This is a genomic window from Gordonia humi (assembly GCF_014197435.1).
In the GTDB taxonomy this organism is placed as follows: Bacteria; Actinomycetota; Actinomycetes; order Mycobacteriales; family Mycobacteriaceae; genus Gordonia; species Gordonia humi.
In genome coordinates this window covers 1428976-1447882 of record NZ_JACIFP010000001.1, presented here as the reverse complement: position 1 = coordinate 1447882, position 18907 = coordinate 1428976, and the positions used below count along the sequence as shown (strand labels likewise).

26 protein-coding genes and 1 pseudogene are annotated in these 18907 nt (G+C 64.2%); 16 read left to right on the top strand and 11 right to left on the bottom strand.

Annotated features, from left to right (window positions below):
- Positions 1-33: 33 nt before the first annotated feature.
- From BKA16_RS06705 to BKA16_RS06650, 12 genes and pseudogenes are all read left to right on the top strand, one after another.
- Entirely contained in the window at positions 34-2199 is a 2166-nt protein-coding gene (locus tag BKA16_RS06705; protein ID WP_183369927.1) for an MMPL family transporter, read from the top strand.
- A 28-nt stretch (positions 2200-2227) separates the two neighbouring features.
- A complete protein-coding gene (locus tag BKA16_RS06700) occupies positions 2228-2614 on the top strand; it encodes a carboxymuconolactone decarboxylase family protein (RefSeq protein WP_246371672.1) in 387 nt (128 codons plus the stop codon).
- Positions 2615-2881: 267 nt separating this feature from the next.
- A pseudogene (locus BKA16_RS06695) lies at positions 2882-3046 on the top strand (YgaP-like transmembrane domain); the annotation flags it as partial.
- 217 nt (positions 3047-3263) lie between these two features.
- On the top strand, positions 3264-3461 hold the full coding sequence (locus BKA16_RS06690; RefSeq protein WP_183369925.1) for a hypothetical protein: 198 nt from the start codon (positions 3264-3266) through the stop codon (positions 3459-3461).
- Positions 3462-3567: 106 nt separating this feature from the next.
- The gene (locus tag BKA16_RS06685; RefSeq protein WP_183369924.1) at positions 3568-3831 is read left to right on the top strand and encodes a hypothetical protein; all 264 of its coding nucleotides are present in this window, start codon (positions 3568-3570) and stop codon (positions 3829-3831) included.
- 67 nt (positions 3832-3898) lie between these two features.
- Positions 3899-4273: a hypothetical protein gene (locus BKA16_RS06680; protein WP_183369923.1), complete on the top strand. Its 375-nt coding sequence runs from the start codon at positions 3899-3901 to the stop codon at positions 4271-4273.
- Positions 4274-4284: 11 nt separating this feature from the next.
- Complete coding sequence (locus BKA16_RS06675; protein ID WP_183369922.1) at positions 4285-4842, top strand: antirestriction protein ArdA; 558 nt, start codon at positions 4285-4287, stop codon at positions 4840-4842.
- Positions 4842-5147, top strand: a complete 306-nt coding sequence (locus BKA16_RS06670; RefSeq protein WP_183369921.1) for a hypothetical protein — start codon at positions 4842-4844, stop codon at positions 5145-5147. Before BKA16_RS06675 ends, BKA16_RS06670 begins: the two co-directional genes overlap by 1 nt.
- Before the next feature lie 453 nt (positions 5148-5600).
- Positions 5601-5891, top strand: a complete 291-nt coding sequence (locus tag BKA16_RS06665) for a helix-turn-helix domain-containing protein (RefSeq protein ID WP_183369920.1) — start codon at positions 5601-5603, stop codon at positions 5889-5891.
- Between the two features lie 40 nt (positions 5892-5931).
- Entirely contained in the window at positions 5932-6513 is a 582-nt protein-coding gene (locus tag BKA16_RS06660) for a hypothetical protein (protein ID WP_183369919.1), read from the top strand.
- A 58-nt stretch (positions 6514-6571) separates the two neighbouring features.
- Positions 6572-7594, top strand: coding sequence for a chymotrypsin family serine protease (locus tag BKA16_RS06655; protein WP_183369918.1), 1023 nt, complete (start codon positions 6572-6574; stop codon positions 7592-7594).
- 41 nt (positions 7595-7635) lie between these two features.
- Positions 7636-8010, top strand: a complete 375-nt coding sequence (locus BKA16_RS06650) for a hypothetical protein (protein WP_183369917.1) — start codon at positions 7636-7638, stop codon at positions 8008-8010.
- 158 nt (positions 8011-8168) lie between these two features.
- Here BKA16_RS06650 and BKA16_RS06645 read toward each other — a convergent pair whose 3' ends face one another.
- Genes BKA16_RS06645 through BKA16_RS06635 form a run of 3 tightly spaced genes read right to left on the bottom strand, consistent with a single transcriptional unit; the run spans position 8169 to position 10846 of the window.
- The gene (locus BKA16_RS06645; RefSeq protein WP_183369916.1) at positions 8169-9311 is read right to left on the bottom strand and encodes a hypothetical protein; all 1143 of its coding nucleotides are present in this window, start codon (positions 9309-9311) and stop codon (positions 8169-8171) included.
- A gap of 9 nt (positions 9312-9320) precedes the next feature.
- On the bottom strand, positions 9321-10289 hold the full coding sequence (locus tag BKA16_RS06640; protein ID WP_183369915.1) for a DNA adenine methylase: 969 nt from the start codon (positions 10287-10289) through the stop codon (positions 9321-9323).
- Complete coding sequence (locus tag BKA16_RS06635) at positions 10286-10846, bottom strand: recombinase family protein (RefSeq protein ID WP_183369914.1); 561 nt, start codon at positions 10844-10846, stop codon at positions 10286-10288. The genes BKA16_RS06640 and BKA16_RS06635 overlap by 4 nt, the downstream gene beginning before the upstream one ends.
- Positions 10847-11217: 371 nt before the next feature.
- Here BKA16_RS06635 and BKA16_RS06630 point away from each other — a divergent pair, with 371 nt between their 5' ends.
- Together BKA16_RS06630 and BKA16_RS06625 are read left to right on the top strand one after the other, a co-directional pair.
- A complete protein-coding gene (locus tag BKA16_RS06630; RefSeq protein WP_183369913.1) occupies positions 11218-12159 on the top strand; it encodes an MT-A70 family methyltransferase in 942 nt (313 codons plus the stop codon).
- A 45-nt stretch (positions 12160-12204) separates the two neighbouring features.
- Entirely contained in the window at positions 12205-13014 is an 810-nt protein-coding gene (locus tag BKA16_RS06625; RefSeq protein ID WP_183369912.1) for a BglII/BstYI family type II restriction endonuclease, read from the top strand.
- Between the two features lie 60 nt (positions 13015-13074).
- On the opposite strand, the gene BKA16_RS06620 is transcribed toward BKA16_RS06625, so the two are convergent.
- The 6 genes from BKA16_RS06620 to BKA16_RS06595 all read right to left on the bottom strand — a co-directional run bounded on the left by BKA16_RS06620 (position 13075) and on the right by BKA16_RS06595 (position 16382).
- Positions 13075-13395: a hypothetical protein gene (locus BKA16_RS06620; RefSeq protein ID WP_183369911.1), complete on the bottom strand. Its 321-nt coding sequence runs from the start codon at positions 13393-13395 to the stop codon at positions 13075-13077.
- A 61-nt stretch (positions 13396-13456) separates the two neighbouring features.
- The gene (locus BKA16_RS06615; RefSeq protein ID WP_183369910.1) at positions 13457-14566 is read right to left on the bottom strand and encodes a hypothetical protein; all 1110 of its coding nucleotides are present in this window, start codon (positions 14564-14566) and stop codon (positions 13457-13459) included.
- Positions 14559-15209, bottom strand: a complete 651-nt coding sequence (locus tag BKA16_RS06610) for a hypothetical protein (protein WP_221246764.1) — start codon at positions 15207-15209, stop codon at positions 14559-14561. The genes BKA16_RS06615 and BKA16_RS06610 overlap by 8 nt, the downstream gene beginning before the upstream one ends.
- On the bottom strand, positions 15206-15493 hold the full coding sequence (locus BKA16_RS06605; RefSeq protein ID WP_183369909.1) for a GNAT family N-acetyltransferase: 288 nt from the start codon (positions 15491-15493) through the stop codon (positions 15206-15208). Before BKA16_RS06605 ends, BKA16_RS06610 begins: the two co-directional genes overlap by 4 nt.
- The gene (locus BKA16_RS06600) at positions 15490-16176 is read right to left on the bottom strand and encodes a hypothetical protein (RefSeq protein ID WP_183369908.1); all 687 of its coding nucleotides are present in this window, start codon (positions 16174-16176) and stop codon (positions 15490-15492) included. Before BKA16_RS06600 ends, BKA16_RS06605 begins: the two co-directional genes overlap by 4 nt.
- On the bottom strand, positions 16176-16382 hold the full coding sequence (locus tag BKA16_RS06595; RefSeq protein ID WP_183369907.1) for a hypothetical protein: 207 nt from the start codon (positions 16380-16382) through the stop codon (positions 16176-16178). Before BKA16_RS06595 ends, BKA16_RS06600 begins: the two co-directional genes overlap by 1 nt.
- Positions 16383-16513: 131 nt before the next feature.
- Here BKA16_RS06595 and BKA16_RS06590 point away from each other — a divergent pair, with 131 nt between their 5' ends.
- Together BKA16_RS06590 and BKA16_RS06585 are read left to right on the top strand one after the other, a co-directional pair.
- Complete coding sequence (locus BKA16_RS06590; protein ID WP_183369906.1) at positions 16514-16756, top strand: hypothetical protein; 243 nt, start codon at positions 16514-16516, stop codon at positions 16754-16756.
- A gap of 6 nt (positions 16757-16762) precedes the next feature.
- Positions 16763-18112 carry a type IV secretory system conjugative DNA transfer family protein gene (locus tag BKA16_RS06585; RefSeq protein WP_183369905.1) on the top strand — a complete coding sequence of 450 codons (1350 nt, stop codon included), beginning with the start codon at positions 16763-16765 and terminating at the stop codon, positions 18110-18112.
- A 70-nt stretch (positions 18113-18182) separates the two neighbouring features.
- Here BKA16_RS06585 and BKA16_RS06580 read toward each other — a convergent pair whose 3' ends face one another.
- A complete protein-coding gene (locus BKA16_RS06580) occupies positions 18183-18629 on the bottom strand; it encodes a hypothetical protein (RefSeq protein WP_183369904.1) in 447 nt (148 codons plus the stop codon).
- Positions 18630-18635: 6 nt separating this feature from the next.
- Positions 18636-18902, bottom strand: coding sequence for a hypothetical protein (locus BKA16_RS06575; protein ID WP_183369903.1), 267 nt, complete (start codon positions 18900-18902; stop codon positions 18636-18638).
- Between the last annotated feature and the right edge of the window lie 5 nt (positions 18903-18907).

Below are 18907 nucleotides of genomic sequence, written 5' to 3'. Positions count from 1 at the left end.
GTTTGAGGGTTAGTTCAAGGAGCGAGTGACGACATGCCAGAGACGGCAAGGGGTACATCGGAACTGAGGGACGGGAGGACACGGGCGCCGCTGACGGGCCTGCTGGGGCGCCTGGGCGTCTGGGTCAGTGGACATGGCCGGGTCGTCATCGCTGTGTGGGTGCTGTTGGTTATCGGCCTCGGTTCTTTCGCGCCGTTCGTAGAGAAGAATCTCTCCGGTGCGGGGTGGCAGGCCGACGGTTCGCAATCGGTACAGGTGCGGGAGTTGGCGCAGAAGCACTTTGGCGGCAACGCTAGTCATGCGATTCAGGTGGTCGTACACGACGATACGGGGCCATTGACCGAAGGCCAGGGTCCGCAGGTCCTTGCCCGGGTGACTTCCACCCTGGAGGATGACCCGAGGATCGCTGAGGTCATCGCTGCGCAGCCGGGGGCGACACTGAGCTCAGACGGCAAGACCGCGATCATCCTTGCTGGCGCAGGCGCAGACACTAATGAGATGGTCCGTGCCGCAAACGACCTCAAGGGCCCATTGAGCGCGTTGTCCACCGACAGCGTGTCGGTGAACCCGACCGGCTCTTCGGTTCTGTGGTCGGACTTCAACGCGGCCAACCTCAAGGCAATGCTCACCTCGGAGATGCTGTCGTGGCCTATCACGCTGGCGATCCTGGTGATCGCATTCGGAACCCTGGTCGCCGCCGGCCTACCCTTGCTGCTGACGCTAGCGGGGCTAATAGCCTCAGCCGGAGCGCTCGTGCTCATCAATGAGGTCGTGCCGGTCTCGATATGGGCAATGAATTTCGCGATGATGTTCTCGCTGGCCTTGGGCATCGACTACGCGCTGTTCCTGGTGGTCCGGTATCGAGCCGCACGGTTCGGACAAGGGGCATCGCCAAAAGAAGCGATCACGCAGACTATGAACACTGCCGGTAAAGCGGTGTTGCTATCTGCAGCGACCGTATTGATCTCGTTATCTGCAGTAATGTTGGTTCCCTCGCCGTCGTTTCGTTCGATGGCCGGCGGAATCATGCTGTCGGTGGTATTCGTCCTCGCGGCAACGCTAACTTTGCTGCCGCTAGTGTTGGTCAAGCTTGACAAGCGGATCAATGCGATCGCGTTACCGTGGGCCCGGACCGGACAACACCACTCGCCGGCCTTCGAACGTTGGGGCCAGCGACTGTGGAAGCGTCCGTATGCGTGGGGCGCTGTCGCGCTGGCGATCCTGATTGCACTGTCAGTCCCGCTGGCGGGACTGAAGACGGCGATGCCGTCAATCACTGTGCTGCCCTCCGACGCTCACGCTCGGGTCGGCTACGACCAGGTCAAGGATGCCTTCGGTCCCGGCGCACCCGGAACGCTACAAGTCATCACCCCTTCCTCGTCCGCAGCACAGACACACCAGGTACTTGACGCGGATCCCGGGATTGCCGGGGCGATGCCGCCCATCGCAGCAACCGACGAGAGCGGGCTGTCACTCATCTCGTCGGTACCGACAGTTGATCCCTCCGATCCGAGCCTGGCGAGCACCATCGACCGGCTCCGCACCCAGTTGCCCGACGGCACGTTGGTCGGCGGCGCAGCAGTGGAGAACCTTGACCTTAAGACGCAGTTGGACACATCCACACCGATCGTGATCACGGTCGTGCTACTCCTAGGATTCGCGCTATTACTGGTCGCTCTTCGCGCACCCCTAATCGCTCTGATCGGCACAGTGGTGAGCCTGCTGTCCACTGCGGCTGCGTTCGGCGTCGCCCGCCTGGTTTTCCAGGACGGTATCGGCGCAAACCTATTCGGGTTCGAGTCGCAGGGATTCCTCGACGCGTGGGCGCCAGTCTTCTTCTTCGCCATGATCTTTGCCATCGCCATGGATTACACCGTTTTCCTACTCTCATCAGCCAAGGAACACTGGGAACGTTCTGGGGATCCGAAAGAAGCGATGATCGGAGCTGTCGCGCATTCGGGCCGCGTCATCTTCGCCGCCGGGGGTGTGATGGTCGCAGTGTTCTTTACCTTCGCCTTGTCCGGACCGCTTCCTCCGAAAGAGATGGGCGTCATCCTCGGTGTCGCGGTCCTCCTCGACACCTTCCTCGTCCGACTAGTCCTGCTCCCCGTCGCACTACGCCTTGCAGGACGCGCTGCCTGGGCCTGTCCTGCGTGGCTCAGCAAGATACTGCCGAACATTAGCTTCGCCCACGACTAGACAACAACCCACACGAAGGAGCATCAAGATGACCGATAAGCCCGAGACCACGCTGCGCAACCGCCCCACAGAATCTGGAGCCGCAACCCTTCGACAGTTGCAGCCACAACACCGTGACCTCCGCAAAGCGATCCCGGAGGTCTACGCAGGCTTCGGAGCACTAGGTACAGCAGCCTTTACTGACGGTGCGCTAGACCGCAAAACAAAAGAACTCATCGCCTTCGCTATTGGAGTCGTCGAAGGATGCGACGGCTGCATCGCCTCCCACGGCCAAGCCGCAGCACACGCTGGCGCAACGAACCAGGAAGCAGCCGAAGCAATCGGCGTGACATTCCTCATGCATGGCGGGCCCGCAACTATCCACGGCGCCCGCGCCTACGAAGTCTTCCGCGGATTCACCAACACCGATCAATAACAGCCAAGGAGCGCGTCAAGCAATGTGTCACGCCACCCGATGCCTCACCTGCGGAAAAACCACCTGGTCAGGATGCGGCCGCCACGTAGAAGCAGTCCAACGTACCGTCGCACCCGAAAACTGGTGCCCAGGACACCCCGACGACGCTGGTGTTCGCCACAAACGGCGCTGGTTCTGACTCTCAAGAAACCTTCACAGACAACACACGAGATAACGCTCACATGAAAGCGCTCACCATCCGGCAAAGCCGTCCTACTCCTCGCCGGAGCAATGAACCTCGTCGGAGTCACCCTCAGCGTTACCGTCTCTGGGTGGTGGGCCTTACTATCGGCTTTTGTCTCCGTGAATCTGATCCAATCAAGCATCACAGGATTCCGTCCCGCAGCCGAGCTCTTCAAACGACTCGGAATACAGTCGCGGCCAGCGTTCTAGAGCAAGCCTCAAAATGGCAAGCGATATGAAGGAACATGACTGGTAGCCCCAAAGGGGGGAGGATTATCCACCGTTAATCAGACGGCCTTCGAGGCCAGGCAGTAGCAGCCGTGCGTACTCCACTAACTATAATTAATACCGCTCCCACAGCTTGCTGACCAGCACGTTCGTTCTACTCGGCCGGATCTTCACTTTCCCTGCGAGTAATGGAAAGCCGATGTCTACTGACCCTATGGACGATGACAACGACCTCACCGACTCCGAGGTTGACGCCGAGTTCGAGCGCACCTCGCACATCGGGCATGCGATCAATGTCCTCGCCCAGGCCGAGGACGCGGTGGCCGCGGTGGACGAGCTGCCGCCCAACGTCAAAGCGAGATTGGATCAGATCCTGCGCGACGTCCTCGACGGGTAAATAGTTGCGCATACGCAACCTTTTGGCGTTCTTATATATGAGGGCACGGTCGGCGCAGCCGCCGACAGGTCTACCCCTCGTGAACACCCATCACCGAGGAGGACCCATGCCTACCACCACCGTCCCGCTGACCATCCGCGTCGACAACGACTACGCCCACGGCCCGAGTTTCTGCCACCTGCTCCACGTCGACGTGCCCGTCCCCGCCGTCGGCGAGGACATCACCGGTTGGATGATGTCCGTCCTCTTCCCCTACACGGGCGAGGGGTCTGACTATGCCGACATGGACGCCATCTATTCGGTCCAGATCATCGACGCCCCAGTCGAATTCGACCACATCCTAGGTCTGGCCGTCTCCGCGATGGGATAGCCAACCAGGCGGCAGAGCCGCCCACGAATCAACCCTTGAACATCAGCTTTCAAGGGAGGGACCGCTCATGACCGCTACGCTCACCGACCCCTGGATCGAGCGCCAGATCACCGCCGGTCGACTGGCTCCCGGCGCCCGCGGCATGAGCCGCACCGAGGCCGCTGACCAGCACAACGCCGCCAACGCGCTCACCCCCACCGACCACGACTACCTGTACAGCCCTGGCCAGGCCCAGCGAGCCGCGCTCGCAGCGCTGTCGATGGTCGGCTTCGACCTGCCGTCGGGCACCCGCATCGTCCTGACCGACCGCGTGGCTGGCCAGTGCGGCAACGCCTACCGGGCCAACCTCGGCCAGATCGAGGCCGCGGTCGAGGAGCACCGACTGGCCACCGGCGAGGCCATCAGCGCCGACGCCCTACTGAACGCCCTGCCGTGGGACTGAGAGGACTGACCATGACCACCACCGTCACCACCAACACCCCTCGTATCTGGGCCGGATGTGAAAGCTGCTACTCGAACGGCCGCCTCGTCGGCGTGTGGGTCGACGCCGTGTACGCCGCGGATCTCACCGCCGAACAGATCCACGCCGGCTCCGGTGTGGACCCCGCCGCCGAGGGCTGCGAGGAGTTCGTCTGCATGGACACTGACGGCCTGCCCACGACCGGCGAGCCGTCGCTGGAAGAAGCTGCCCGCTGGGGCGAGATCTACGAAGAGGTCGGCGACGAGCAGTGGCCGGCCCTGTGCGCCTGGGTGCGCTCCGGCTCGTACATCGCGGAGGGCGACACCGACTACCCGTCCGTCTCCGACTTCGAGGAGGCGTACTGCGGCACCTGGGACAGCTTCGCCGACTACGCCGAAGACCTGGCTGAGGGCTGCGGCCTGCTGGAGGCAGTACCGGAGGAACTGCGCGGGTACTTCGACCTGCGCGGCGCGTGGGCGAGGGACCTCGCCTTTGACTACAGCGTCGAGACCTGCGAGACCGGCGGCGTCTACGTGTTCAGGAGCCTGTGATGACCCACCCGAGCCTGAGTGACGCCCTCGACCTACTGCCCGAAGCATGGGCAGGTGATATCGCCGACGACGCAGCCGGTCAGGGCTGCGATGTGTCCTACGCGATCGCACGCAGTGACCTGCGAACCGTCACCATCGAGCGAGTCCGACGGCACTTCGCGGCCCGCGAGGACGACATGGACTGGCAGGAGCTGTCGCAGGGCCAGCAGCTCGATGAGGTGTTCCCCGAGTACAACGGCGTCGGCTGGCCAGACCTGCTCGATGAGCTGGGAATCACGCCGGTCTACCTCGTCCGAACCCCCTGACCGGTGCGCTGGCCAGTGCACCCCCAAGACCCCGCCGGCCGATGGCTGGCGGGGTCACCTCATTCAGTCAACCGACCCACCAGTGAATTGCATCACACATATTGCCATCGTGTGATAGGGTATGCGGCGAATCATATCTGCACGAGGTGCCGCATCGGCCGAGCACCGCCGATTCCCCTCTCTCGCAGCGCTTCTCCGCCGTCGCATATCCCTGTTAGAAACAGTCCGACACCACAGGTTTCGGCCCATTCGTGCACGTCATGGGCCGCTCGGACTTTCGCAGGAGGTATCCGATTCTCATCCACGCCGCCGCCATGTCGTCTATTTGGCCGACCCACTTGTGCGGTACTGGATAATCCATGATTGTGTCTCTAGGGACACACCACGTCACTATCACCACCACCGAGGAAGACATGCAGGGAAGCACGACACGGTCCGTGGGACGATGGTCGGGTGCCAGCACCCGACCAGCGCTTCACGCCGCGGCAACTGCGGGAACGCGTCGTGCGTAGAACCGCGCTGGCGCGGGCGCTCGTCGAGGCACGCCAGCAGGCCGGACTGAACCAAAGCCAACTGGCTGCGGCCAGCGGCCTGTCGAGGTCGGCGATCGTCAGGCTCGAACGGGGCGACGCATCCATCAGTAGCGACCGCTTATGGGATCTCGCAAAGGCGCTTGGTATGCGTCCAAGTCAGATCTACGCCGCAGCTGAGGCCGACGAAGCCGCAGCTCAAACGCTCGACTAGCGCCTACCTGCATGTCTCCTCACACCACAGAGGGGACACCATGCCACACATAGACCTATACGCAGCACACAGCCTCGACGCCGCCGCGAGCTGCGATGAACTCGCACAACTTCTCGCCGCCCAGCTCGAAGCCATCGATCAGTACGACACGGTGAATCGCGGCCGCGTGGAGACGGCGCGACGCATACTCGGCGACCAACAGCGTCGAGCGGTGTACAACAGCCTGCTCGCCGACCCCGCAGCCCACATCGACGAGCAGGTACTCGCCTCGATCGCCAGCGGTACCTCAAGCGCGCCTACACTGCCCCCGGTCAGTCAGCAGCAGCACTGGGCACCTGTTCCGCAGCAGTACCCGACCACGCCCCGGGCCCAGCCCGTCTCGCAGCCACACCCGGCCCAGCAGCCCGTCGTGACGAGGATCGTCGTTGTTCCCGCCGGGATCATGCCGAAGCAAGAAATGTGGGCCGACCAGTGGACCGTCGAAGTCCAGGACAACGGAGCCACGCTCATGCTCACCGCTCACGGCAACGGCCGCTCAGCACGCAAACGCCACAAGGCCGGTGAGTCCAGCAACGAAGGCTGGTTCACCGGCGGACTGATCGGCGGAGCGTTCGGTTCCTGACTCCACATTCCACCCGCTCAACCGGCCGCTTCTTGCGGCATGAACACAGGACATCACCATGACCAACTATCCGCAGTTTCCGCCTCCCGACCAGCAGCCACCACGTCCGCAACAGCACTATCCGGCACCTCATCAGCCGCAGAATCCCTACGGCGGACAGCCGCAGAACTCCTACATGCAGCCACCGACGCCGAAGAAGAAGTACCTGTGGCTCAAGATCGCCCTCGCCATCGTCGGCGTGCTCCTGCTGGTCCTGGTCATCGCCGCCTTCATCCTCGGCGCCGACAGCGACGAGACCGAAGACACAGGCACAGGAGCGACGCCGAGTCTCGGCGCCGAACCCAGTCAGGTCGAGATCGACACCGACAAGGTCGGCAGCGGTGAAGTCATGCGCGACTCCACCAACTTCAAGCACCTCTCCACGCCCCAGCGCATCATGCCCGGCGCCAAATACGTCGTGTCCAGCGGCGACAGTCTGTCCTTCTGCTCCTTCGGCTGGATGGTGCGCGAACCCACCGAACCGAATCAGATCTACAACCTCACCGCAGGCCATTGCGGCAAGCCCGGGGACGTCGTGTACCTCGACCCCAGCGGCAAGGAGGACCCGAGCGGATTCGTCCAGATCGGCACGTTCATCGCCCAGGACTACGCCGGCGAGGAGACGATCAAGACTGGCAACGACTACGCACTGATCGCGTTCGACCCCGCCGTCAACGAGTACATCAGTGCAACCCCTGACATCTCGACGCTGTCAGGACAGAAGCTCCAAGTTGTCGGCGTGGCCACCGGCGCGGACCTTGCAAAGTGGAAGCCCTACACCTGCCACCTCGGCTTCCGCAGCGGCCTGAGCTGCGGACCTTTCCAGAAAATGACAACCGAGACGAACCTCGTCTTCAACGGCATCACCGATCACGGCGACAGCGGCGGCGTGATCTGGTCGTTCGAGGCCGACGACCCCACACAAATCGCGGCCTCAGGCATCGTCAGCTGGGTCGAGTTCAGCGAAGACGCAGCCAGCACGAACGGCAAGACCATCGACACCGTCATCGAAGCACTAGGCCTGCAACTCCTCCGCGACTGAACTCACCCGCGCTAACACCAACTACCCACAAAGGAAAACCCATGAAGACCGCACTCAAGCGAACCGTGTCCACCGCAGCGATCGCCGCCGCAGGCCTCGCCGGCACCGTCGGCGTCGGAGCCCTGACCGCAGCACCGGCCCAGGCGAAGATCGACTCGGGCATCTACACGATCCGCTCGACTAACGTCGGGATCACGTCACTGCCTGGCAAGGCCGTCGTACGCGGCAACGTCCTGACGACCTACAGCGGGGCCGGAACGACGCGGCTGCGCCTGCACCCGACGCCCCGCGGCGCCTACGCCGACCAGGGCATCACGCGCTATACCTTCACCAAGCGCAACGGTCGGCTCTACAGCGGCAAGATCATGGTCGGGCCCATCCAGACAGGCACAATCGAACTGCGCAAGCGCCACTGACCCGCCCACCACAAGATCCCCGGCACTACGGTGCCGGGGATCTTCTCTTTGCCTGTCCGCAAGCCGGTCGTTGACCGGACGCCCGACCACCATCGCAGTCGCCTGCACCGATAGGTGTTCGTATGCCCCGCACGCCAAGTTGTGTCGGCGAGGTACCCCTAGAACTCGAGCGCCGCGTCTCGCATCTTGAGCAGCGTCCGCCGGATGTACCGTTCTCTGGTTGCTGGGTCGAGGTGGGCTCGTGCCGCCAACAGGTCAGACCACTCGATCACTGCATCATCTGACAGGTGATCGAACCACCTGGTAACCTGCTCAGGCCCGATGATCCTGTCGATCTGAGTGATCAGCTCGGCCAAATCGATTCTCAGGTTTGCCGCGACTAGCCGTCGTGAGTGCCGAGTCACCGCGGAGACGTCCGACCCCTCGATGATCGCGGCCCGCTCATCGGTGTGTCCCAATGAGATCTCGTAGCGGCACGGCAAGTCCGGCTCCGCGGCGTCACCGCCAGTGATGAGGACCGGTAACGCCTCGCACCGAACCCAGTCGAAGATCTCCCTCAGTTCTGTTAGCAGTTCTGGCCAGTCGTCGGTCAGCGGCCGGTTGATCCCGATGTTCGGGAACATCGTGATAGGGGCCAGCTCCCCGACCGGGGTCGGGTCTCCTATGACGTCGCCGACGAGCAGCGGTACTTCTGGACCCTTCTCCACGTCGTCGATCGACTGCGGTCTGCTGTCATCGGCGTACGACGCAGCGATCCTGACCGCCGTGACGGCGGGCTCCCGGTGCTTGGCATGGTTGGTGTGCAGCACCAGTCTTGCCAGAGGATGCAGCGGGTGATCTTCGCCCATGTGGAACGGCTGCAATCGATCGATTCGGTCAACAAGGTCGCTGCCCGCGTGCAATGAATCAGGCCGCTTTCTGCCCTTTGCCGCCACCCAGTTGTCGAAGTCCTCACGACTCTTCGCTGCCGGCATCTCGACCTGTCTGGCCAGCGCGTTACTCAATCGCCCGTCCCGGAACTCGACCTCGGTGAACAGCGTGTGCTCGACGGCGTTGCGCAAGACGACGAGCGCATCAGCAACGAGCAGCGGGAGCTTCCGTGGGATGGGCTTGACGCTCTCGACCACCGCTCGCACGACGTCGCCGTCGACCACGGACTTGAGTCCGATGAGCCCGTCGGGCACCGTCTGGTAGTCGAAGAGTACGTCGCTGATCTGTCCGATGATCTCGTCGGCGTGAGCGAGGGCAGCTGCAGCGCCCAGGTGCCGATCAGGCATCCAGTCGTGTCGAACACCAGTCATCGAATAAACCTAGATGACCGTGACTGCTTCCACCCTCGATTTCGCACGCTGGCGATGCGCGGCAACCCGGCACGCTGCGCTGCAATAGACTGCGCGGCGACCCCGACCGGTGGCCGCCGGCAGGACCCGATTGCACCGACCACAACGGTCTATTTCGTTACTTCTGTAGTCCAGATCACCTTCAATGTTACGAAATTCGCGGTTGCTCCACAGCACCTCGACTCGGTCGGAGTTGCCCACGCCTTGCGTCGTCACAGCGTCGACTTCGAGCCGATGCCACCCGCTGAAGACCTCGTCGTAAAGGTCGTCCGCGTAGCCCGACATGACGACGGTCGATCTGCACCCGACCAGCGCGGTGGCCAGCTCACGATGCGCGGACACCGAACCCATCTCGTTCTTGTAATTGCTCACACGTGTGCGAGCCAGGTACGGCGGATCGACGTACAGCAGGGTCGCCGGGTCATTCCCATAATCGGCGATAACCTCCAGCGCGTCGCGATTCTCCAGGCTCACACCTCGCAGCCGCGTGGCCACCGCATCCATCCGGTCGACCATCGCGGACATACGGCGCGGCATCGGATGCGCATCCGACTTCTTGTCCCAACGCCAACCAGTACCTTTCAACGTGCCGTGCCTGCCCTGCACCAGCGCTGACCACACGCGACGGGCCCGTTCGAGGTCAGGCAGTTCACCATCGAAGTCGAGTGCCAGCGCCCTTTCCTCGCGACTGTGCGGCGTCAGCGCGCACGCCCGTGCCAATTCCTCGGGCTGGTCCCGCAGCACCCGCCAGAACACCATTAAGTTGCCGTCGAGGTCGTTGACGACTTCGTGCCGCGACCGTGGCTTAGCCAGCAGGACCGACAGTCCGCCCGCGAACGGCTCGACGTACCGGCGATGCTCAGGCATCGCAGCAACTATCTGCTCAGCGATCCGCGCCTTCGACCCGTAGTAGTGGATGGGCGCCGCCAGTGCCGTCATTTCTGCCCCTCCAGCATCCGGTAGATCGTCGGTCGCGATACCCCGTGCACTCTGGCCAACCCCGCCACCGTCTCGCCGCTGGCGTGCGCCCGGCGGATCGCCGCAGTCTGCTCGGCGTCGAACTTCTTGGGCGCACCGCCCAGATTCCCGCCCCGCTTACGGATCAGCGCTCGCTTGGCCTCGGCGCGCTCGGCCTTGAGCGACACCTCGTACTCGGCCACCAGCGACAGGATGCCGATCACCATCTGCCCGGTGTCAGTGCCCGAGTCCAGCCCTTCGGTCAGCGACCGCACCACGATGCCCCGCTCCTTCAGCTCCTTGATCGTCGAGAGCATCTGCAGGGCGTCGCGGCCCAGCCGGTCGATCTTCCACACCGTCAGCACGTCACCTGCCTCCAGCTCGGCCAATGCCTTGGTCAGCTCCGGACGGTCGTTGCGCTTGCCGCTCATCTTCTCGGCGAAGATCGGCGCGCACCCCGACTTCTCCAACGCGGCGATCTGCTGCTCGGTCGTCTGCTTCTTCGTGCTCACGCGGGCGTAGCCGACGTTCTTGGACATGCCTTAATATTACACGGTTTCGTTACATGTCGACGTGGGGAAACGACACCGATTTCGCCCTGTAATGGAATCCAAAGGTTCCGTTACACCTCGCAGCAATCGCGGTGGCAGCGGACGACGCGTCCACCGTCCGGGAGTTCATCCTTCGTCCGCGTGTGGGACCTACCGGCAGTATCGCGCCCAGCAGGGCGATCCGGTCCCGACGACGTTCAGCCGCAAGGCTGCCAAGCAGCTCGTAGGCGACGGAACTGAGTCCAGGTCCCGGTGCGTCAAACCCACACGCAGGAAGAACTCCATCTCGGCCTGATTCCCGGCGACACGAACAAAGATCCAATACCGGTAATAGATCTTTTGCTGATAGGATCTTTTCCATGACGCCGACCATCGACACACTGCCACAGACCGCCGACATCGCGCCGCTACCAACCATTGACGGCGGGTTCCAGACGGTTCTTGCAGATCCACCCTGGCGCTTCGCCAACCGCACTGGCAAGGTCGCACCCGAGCATCGGCGCCTGGACCGCTACGGCACGATGGACCTCGAGGAGATCAAGGCACTGCCCGTTGGGGACGTCACTGCCAAGAACGCCCACCTCTACCTCTGGGTGCCCAACGCACTGCTTCTAGAGGGAATAGATGTCTTGCAGGCGTGGGGATTCCGCTACGTGTCCAACGTGATCTGGGCCAAACGCCGCAAGGACGGCGGGCCCGACGGCCGCGGCGTGGGCTTCTACTTCCGCAACGTCACCGAGCCGATCCTGTTCGGCGTCAAGGGATCGATGCGCACGCTGGCCCCGGCGCGCTCGACGGTCAACATGATCGAGACCCGCAAGCGCGAGCACTCCCGCAAGCCCGACGAGCAATACGACCTCATCGAGAGCTGCTCGCCCGGACCGTATCTGGAGATGTTCGCCCGCTACGCCCGTCCCGGCTGGACAGCCTGGGGCAACGAGTCCGACGCCGAGGTTGAGCCCAAGGGCCGTTCGCACCGCGGCTACGCTGGCGGTGCCATCGAGACCTTCCCAAGTCTGGAGCCCAACGAACGGCTCAGCCCCTGGCTCTCGGACCGCCTCGCCCGGATCCTCGTCGAGGAGTACGAGGCCGGAGCATCAATCGACCAGCTCGCCAATGAATCCGGCTACTCGATCCAGCGCGTGCGCAGCCTCCTCGAAGCAGGCGGAGTCACACTGCGTGGACGGGGACGGCCCAAGAAGGCCACCGCCGAGTCAGCACCCGTGAAGAAGGTCGCGGTGAAGAAGCAACCGGCCAAGAAGGCAGCACCACGCAAGGCGACCACCAAGCGCAGTAATTGACCTATCCTGCCGCACCCGTACACGCGGGTGCGGCAGGATAGACCCATGCAGCTCACCGACTCATGGGCAACGACGTTCCCCTCTGACGTGCTCGACCGATACGACGTACGCGAGACGCGCAATGCCAGTGCGGTCATGCAAATCACCACTCCGCAGGCATTCGCGGACATGATCGAGGTGCTCGACGGATTTCACCTCACCGTGGACAAGCTCACCACACCGGGCGGCAGCAAAACCGTCGTCGCCAGGGAACTCGACGAAAGTTTCCGCGTTCGCGGATGGCGCGAGGCACGATTCGACCAGGATCTCATCACCAAGCTGACGATCTTCCCATGGACCTCCGCGCCCAGCCACGAGAGTCAGAGGGTTGTTCAGACCCGCAATGAATACGGCGGGCACAAGATCGACAACGTGCTCGACCGTGCTGTTCTCGACGTTGAATGGAACCCGAAGGACGGCAATCTCGACCGCGACTTCGGGAACTATGTCTCACTGCACGAGGGCGGCGTCATCGACATGGGCGTCATCCTCACGCGCAGCGGCGACACCTTGCGACACTTCGTCCGTGACCTGATTGCCGAAGTCAAGGCCGTCAACGTACCGACCGAGTACACCGTGTGGCACGAACGCATGAGAAAGCTGGCGGACGACCCACTCGGAACGTCGACCACATCGAACTTCGGCAAGCTCGTCCCCCGACTTGAGCGGGGAGATGGTCGTGGCTGCCCGATCCTGGCCGTGGCCATTACCGAGCGATGCTATGTCCCTCCTCCGCGCACGGTCGCCGAAGAAGTGTTTCGTCTGGCCGTGGCTCTACAAGACGGGATCTCCGCCACCGAACTTGGCGACGAATAGAGCAACGCACAAGACCCCCAACACCACACGGTGTTGGGGGTCTTGTTCTACTGTGCGGCCCTACCGGAGCTGACCCCAAGTGGAGCCGTTCACGATGACGATCGCGCCGTCCGCCGCGCCGTCGCCGTCCTTGTCGATGGCGTCGAGCGTCGCCGGTACAGCCACACCGTTGACGAGGAGCTTGCCGTCCTCGACCGTGGCCGGGACCGAGCCGACAGTCGAGGGCAGGCCCAAGCTGACCGGTGCCGCGATGTCGAGCGTGTAGGTCCCATCGGCCAGCGTCGGCTCGGCGGTATCGGCCGAGGCGAGGCCGGCTCCGAGGAGCAGGCCCGCCCCTGCGATCGAGCCAACGATGGTGGTGCGAATGATGTTGCGCTTCATGATATTTCCTTCTTTCGATGTTGGGTTGGTGTCTCGACCAGAAGACGGGGCGGATGGTGAACTACTTCGACGGCTTGCTGCTACTCGACGCCGCATCACCCCCTCCGTCGACGTTCTCGACCAGGCGAACCAGGGCAACCGAGTTGCCCATGATCGCTACCGCACGATCCGGCTCACCGGCGATGCCTTGGATCGCATCGACGCTGGCCTGTCCATCGACCAGGCCCGCTGCATCGGCCGGAACCTTGCCCGACGCTGCGTAGACTCCGGGTTCGCCCGGCTCGCAGGACCCCGCGCCTCCGGTGTCCCCACCGGCCCAGACCTTGTCGCTGGTCACGGCGATCTTGTCATCGGTGACGGTGACGTCGACCTTGTGGAAACCGGGGCGCGAGACCTCGGCCTTTGTCTCGGCCTTGGTCAGCGGGACGGTCGTGTACGCCGCCCAACCCGACTTCGTGAGCTGGAGCAGCGACGGTGTGCCTGCCTTGCCGTCTGCGTTGGTCCGTGCGGCGATGAACGAGCCGGGTAGCGGGGAGGCGCTGATGACGTCGAGACGTAGCTTCGGCGCTTCTGCACCGCCGTCGGCCATCGCGTCGCCGAGACCGCCACCGCCGCCGAGCTTTCCGACCCGGCAAGTATCAATGGCCACGGACGCCGCCTCGCCACGCACCTCGGACGACTTCGAGACGACCTTCTCACTCGCCTGCGCGTACTTGCTCGACGCTCCTGCCTTGACGTCTGCCGCTGTGTTCTGGTTGCCGACACCGTTGAGCGCGAAGGCGATGCCGCCGCCGACCAGCAGGACTGCCGCAGCAGCGCCACCGACCAGCATCAGTTTGGCGCGCCGGTTCAGCGTGATGGGAGAGTCCTCCTGCGGTTCGACAGCCTTGTCCAGCGATGGAGCGGCCGGTGCAGGCTCGTCGTCGACCTCTTCGACGATCTCGACCGTCTCCGGTTCATCGTCAGCGACGACCGTGACCGACTGCTCGCCACCGTCGAGTCCCAGCTCTGGGACCTCATCATCGGCATCGTGGTCGAGGAGGATCTCGTCGAGGTAGTCGACCGCTTCGACCTGCTCGGGCTCGACGTCGTCGACGATCTCGTACCCGTCACCCAGTTCACTCGGATCGATCGGATTGCCGTCTTCATCGACAAATTCGTACTCAGACATTGGGAGTCTCCTTCTTCACGACGCGACGGACGACGCGCTTGGTGGGTTGGACGGGCTCCGGCGCGGGCGCAACCGGCGCAGAGACCGGGGCCTGCTGCACGGGTGCAGGCGTCGCCGAGGCGACGGGTGCCTGCGGCACATCGGTCACCACCCCCTTGCGCTTAAGCGAGGCGAGAATCGACGGCAACAGCGACGGGAACACGACGACCGCACCGACCATCGCCGCCGAGAATCCCGCAATGTAGAGGTTGCTGAATATCCCCAACGCGGCGCTCACGCCAGCTCGCAACACCAGGAAGGCGATCGCGTACGCCGCAGCAATCAGCGTCATGACCGGCAGGTTGGCCTTGGCCAAGGCCCGCTGGTACTCGGCGATCATCTGGGCCACTACGCCCTTGGTGACCGCGAAGTCGTCGGTGCTCTGTCCCCGAGCGGGCACGCTGATCCGACCGGCCCCGTACGCCAACCGAATCATCATCACGATCATCATCGAGAAGCCCGACGCGGCCATTTCCGCATTCGGGCCCTGTGCCACTGTCCACGCGAGACCGCCAGCACCGCCGAAAAGCAGCAACGTGCTCACGATGCGCAAGATCTCGCCCGTGCCCGATTGCACATGGATGTCGATCTTCTGTTCACTCATTTCTTCTCTCCTTCAACGTTGTTGTCCTGCTTGTCTTTTACGAATCCCGGCGCCACGATCAGCGCGATGAGGGCGAGCGTTGCCGCCCCTGCCGCCCACCGCCACGGACCGCCGTAAACGACGCCCAGGACGATGAGCGCGATACCCGCGAGCACTCCGGCCGCGATGGCCAGGCCGAGGAGCGCTCCGTGTCGAGCCGAGACCGGCTCGACCGAATCGGAAGCCGTGGTCGGCAATACCGGCTCACCGTGCAGGCGGGTGATGATTGGTCGATCGCTGGTCATTTCCCCTCCTCTGTCGCCCACTTCTTGATGCGGTCCCACACGTCCATGTCGTCCTCGGGGTCGAGCGCCACCTTCGCGTGGTCCGGGGTCGCCTTGAAGCTCCCGTCCTTCTTGCGCGGATCTCGAACCGCCGCGTTCTTCGGCACCCCGGCCCAGCCCCATGCCCGGATCAGCCAGGCCACCGTGGCCAGCGCGATCACTAGTTGCCACCCCGCCCAGCTCCACCACGGGCCGATCTGCACCAGGTCGAGCGGGAAGCGCCTGGTGAACTGGACGCTCACTCCCAGCGGCACGTCCAGCGCCAGCAGGCTCACTGCACCGATGCCCGCCGCCGCAGCCCACGGCCAGGTCCATAGCCGGCCGATCTTCGGCGAGGTCTGCCACAGGCCCCGGTAGGCGCCGTATCCGATACCCGCGCCCACACCGCCGACGATCCCGCCGACGAGGCAGGCTCCCGCGTAGGTGATCGCCTTGATCGGGCTCCGACCTTCACCGAGGGCCACGCGCCGCCATAGCGGCGCGGTCGTCTCATCCTGTGCGACGGCGGCAGCCAGGCCGTGCTGGTCGCGCTGGCCCCTGCGATCCGCACGAGCCAGAAGCTCGGCTCGGCGGCGGGCGCTGGTGCCCGCACGACTGTGCGCCAGCACCCACGCGCTGCGCTCGCGCTCCCATCGAGATGTCATCAGTTCCCGCCACCGTCCAGGCAGTAGGCGAGCTGAGCGCTCGACGAGATAGGCAAGCAACTCTCGATCTGGTCACGCTGATCGGACGCCTGAGATCCACCGATCTCGATCCCAACAAATACACCGATCCCGATGAAAACAATCGCAATCAGAACCATTCCTATCGTCCGTGCGCTGACGAATCCACGTTTTCCTTCTCGTGCCATATCCCGGCCTCCTGGTCCATTCCGTGCCCCACCGGGGCATCGCTTCGATTGACTCGACAATACCCCTGGGGGGTATCGTAGTCAACGAGTACACCAGGCTTGACCTGCAACGATGTAAGGATGGATACCAAATGCAAAAACTCAACACCCGCCAAACAGTGCCGCTGACCAGCGATGAATTGAAAAGGCTTCAGACCATTTCCAATACCCAAGAAATTACGGCCGGACTGCTCGGTCGAGCCCTATTACTGCACGCAATGGAGAATCTCACCGGTGCCGAGATTGCCGATATTGTTGCGGTCGCCAAGGACGAAGCTGCCGACCGGCTCAGTGCCGGTGCCCGTGAGGCCGTCGCACATCGCTGGGGGAAGTGAGGAGTCATGGCCAAGAAGACCACCCGCCCAGTGATGGACGCCCCATACGCGGGACTAGACAGTCGCAACCGGCCGATCGACCACAAGCAACCGCACCTTCTGGTGAGCGGGTCGACCGGCACGGGCAAAAGCCGCACCTGCCTGGGGCCGAACATCATCATGTGGGGCACGCGCCCGGTCGTTGCCGTGTCGAGCAAGGCCGACTTGGCCGAGCTCACTGCCGCCAAGCGCGCATCCCGCGGCCCCTGCTACCTCATGGACCTGTCCGGCGAGGTCCGCGACGAGGAGATCGGCGCGCAGATCACCCGCGTGGCCAGCGACCCGACCGGGCTCGTGCACAGCGACGACAGCGCCCTCGACCTGGCGAACCTGTTGCTGGAAGTGGGCTCGATCGGCGGTGGGTCCGGCGGGTCCGGCGGTAACGATGCGTTCTGGAAGTCGCTCGCCCGTCGCCCGCTGGCCGCGATCCTGCGCGCTGCGGCCAGTTACTCCGACCCCGACACCGAGCACGACCGACCTGGTGGCGGCATCGCTTGGGCCCTCGAAGCCGCAGACAGCCTCGGTGAGTCCACCGACGGCGGGGCCGAGCCCGACTACGACACCCCCTCGTGGATGACCGCTGCCCGCCGGTGCACCGTCAGCGGCTCCAAGCACGGCCGAGCGCTGACCGCCGCACTGGAGATGGACGCCGCCCAGCGCGACTCGATCCGCATCAACATCGGCGTGGCACTGGGCACATGGGCCCGCGACGAGGTTCGCGAGCCAGTGGCCGGCCAGCGTCCGGTGCCCTTCCATCCGTCGATGCTCGAACAGCCCGGCGCCACCTTGTACGTTGTGTCCCCGCTGTCCGGCGACGCCATGCCCGCCGCCACCGCGACCCTGACGAGCCTGGTCAATCACTGGCGCAGGCGCGTCGGGCGGATCGACACCTTGCTCATGGTCATCGACGAGCTGCCCTCCACGGCGTACCTGCCGCGACTGTCCAACTGGGTGGGCGAGGCTCGCGGTCTGGGCATCCGCATCGTCGCGGCCGTACAGGCGACATCGCAGTTCGAGGAGCGGTGGGGCGCGGTCGGCCTGAAGGTCTTGCGCGACCTTTTCCCCGCCGCGTTGATCCTGCCGGACACCCCCGAGCCGGAGTTGTACGACGCCGCGCTCTGGATGACGCCCACCACCGAGCGGGTGACCGCGTCCCTCGATGCGGCGGGGAACGTCTCACACGCCCGGGACAAGACGGCCACAATCGAACGGGCCGACCTGGTCCCGCCCGAGGGACACGGACGACTACTCGTGCGACACCGTGCCGGGCACCTGGCTCGGCTCGTCGACATCGCGGCGACCAACCTGCTCGACTGAGTGCAGATACAAGAACACCCCGTAGATCATCTCTACGGGGTGTTTTCTGTCTCGACCAGATGACGGATACTCACATTCGCTGACCCGCTTTCTGCGACCGCTCGGCGCGCTCACGGGCCGACTGAGCGGCCCTACGGTTCATGTCCTTGACCTCCTGCACCCGGCGCTCCACCGGTGCCGACCGAGCCTGATCGGCCCGAGCTGCGACCTGCTGGCGCCGGTCGGCACCGGTGGCCGGACGGTGGCCAGCCTGAGCAGTAGAGCCCGACTGCGCCTGAGCGCCCGTCTGGGCCTTCTTCTGCTCGCGCTGGGCCTGCTCGGCCTTGATCTGCTCGGCGCGCTTCTGGCGCCCCTCACGGGCCGCACGGCGCACCTGCACTCTGCGGCGCGCTTCCTTGGCTTCCGCAGTGCCCGCGCCACCGGCACGTTGGATCGCCTGCTCGTCACCGGCGGCCATCGCAGCTTCCAGACGCCGCGTACGGCGCTGGTCGAGGTGCCGCTGTTCCTCTTCACTCATCAGATCTCACTTTCCTAGTTCCCATTCCAACTCTGCGGCGCGTCGCCGCAGCCTGAGCGCTCGCCGCTCAAGATCATCTGCTTCGGCCTCGGTCAGCATCTGCAAGTACGAACCAGCCGTCCGCAGGGGCGGGTGCCGGTCGGCGACGGCTTGCCGTTCTAGGTCGAGCGCCTCGGCACGCAGCTCGTCGATCCGATCGAAGCGCTCGGCCATCGCCCGCTCGCTCGGCGACGGGCCTATGCCACCGCCGGTCATCAGAGATCCCATACCCATGCGTC

Bases quoted from the DNA above. Each gene is read 5' to 3' on its own strand.
- BKA16_RS06705 (WP_183369927.1), top strand. From the start codon at position 34: ATGCCAGAGACGGCAAGGGGTACATCGGAACTGAGGGACGGGAGGACA.
- BKA16_RS06700 (WP_246371672.1), top strand. From the start codon at position 2,228: ATGACCGATAAGCCCGAGACCACGCTGCGCAACCGCCCCACAGAATCT.
- BKA16_RS06690 (WP_183369925.1), top strand. From the start codon at position 3,264: ATGTCTACTGACCCTATGGACGATGACAACGACCTCACCGACTCCGAG.
- BKA16_RS06685 (WP_183369924.1), top strand. From the start codon at position 3,568: ATGCCTACCACCACCGTCCCGCTGACCATCCGCGTCGACAACGACTAC.
- BKA16_RS06680 (WP_183369923.1), top strand. From the start codon at position 3,899: ATGACCGCTACGCTCACCGACCCCTGGATCGAGCGCCAGATCACCGCC.
- BKA16_RS06675 (WP_183369922.1), top strand. From the start codon at position 4,285: ATGACCACCACCGTCACCACCAACACCCCTCGTATCTGGGCCGGATGT.
- BKA16_RS06670 (WP_183369921.1), top strand. From the start codon at position 4,842: ATGACCCACCCGAGCCTGAGTGACGCCCTCGACCTACTGCCCGAAGCA.
- BKA16_RS06660 (WP_183369919.1), top strand. From the start codon at position 5,932: ATGCCACACATAGACCTATACGCAGCACACAGCCTCGACGCCGCCGCG.
- BKA16_RS06655 (WP_183369918.1), top strand. From the start codon at position 6,572: ATGACCAACTATCCGCAGTTTCCGCCTCCCGACCAGCAGCCACCACGT.
- BKA16_RS06650 (WP_183369917.1), top strand. From the start codon at position 7,636: ATGAAGACCGCACTCAAGCGAACCGTGTCCACCGCAGCGATCGCCGCC.
- BKA16_RS06645 (WP_183369916.1), bottom strand. From the start codon at position 9,311: ATGACTGGTGTTCGACACGACTGGATGCCTGATCGGCACCTGGGCGCT.
- BKA16_RS06640 (WP_183369915.1), bottom strand. From the start codon at position 10,289: ATGACGGCACTGGCGGCGCCCATCCACTACTACGGGTCGAAGGCGCGG.
- BKA16_RS06635 (WP_183369914.1), bottom strand. From the start codon at position 10,846: ATGTCCAAGAACGTCGGCTACGCCCGCGTGAGCACGAAGAAGCAGACG.
- BKA16_RS06630 (WP_183369913.1), top strand. From the start codon at position 11,218: ATGACGCCGACCATCGACACACTGCCACAGACCGCCGACATCGCGCCG.
- BKA16_RS06625 (WP_183369912.1), top strand. From the start codon at position 12,205: ATGCAGCTCACCGACTCATGGGCAACGACGTTCCCCTCTGACGTGCTC.
- BKA16_RS06620 (WP_183369911.1), bottom strand. From the start codon at position 13,395: ATGAAGCGCAACATCATTCGCACCACCATCGTTGGCTCGATCGCAGGG.
- BKA16_RS06615 (WP_183369910.1), bottom strand. From the start codon at position 14,566: ATGTCTGAGTACGAATTTGTCGATGAAGACGGCAATCCGATCGATCCG.
- BKA16_RS06610 (WP_221246764.1), bottom strand. From the start codon at position 15,209: ATGAGTGAACAGAAGATCGACATCCATGTGCAATCGGGCACGGGCGAG.
- BKA16_RS06605 (WP_183369909.1), bottom strand. From the start codon at position 15,493: ATGACCAGCGATCGACCAATCATCACCCGCCTGCACGGTGAGCCGGTA.
- BKA16_RS06600 (WP_183369908.1), bottom strand. From the start codon at position 16,176: ATGACATCTCGATGGGAGCGCGAGCGCAGCGCGTGGGTGCTGGCGCAC.
- BKA16_RS06595 (WP_183369907.1), bottom strand. From the start codon at position 16,382: ATGGCACGAGAAGGAAAACGTGGATTCGTCAGCGCACGGACGATAGGA.
- BKA16_RS06590 (WP_183369906.1), top strand. From the start codon at position 16,514: ATGCAAAAACTCAACACCCGCCAAACAGTGCCGCTGACCAGCGATGAA.
- BKA16_RS06585 (WP_183369905.1), top strand. From the start codon at position 16,763: ATGGCCAAGAAGACCACCCGCCCAGTGATGGACGCCCCATACGCGGGA.
- BKA16_RS06580 (WP_183369904.1), bottom strand. From the start codon at position 18,629: ATGAGTGAAGAGGAACAGCGGCACCTCGACCAGCGCCGTACGCGGCGT.
- BKA16_RS06575 (WP_183369903.1), bottom strand. From the start codon at position 18,902: ATGGGTATGGGATCTCTGATGACCGGCGGTGGCATAGGCCCGTCGCCG.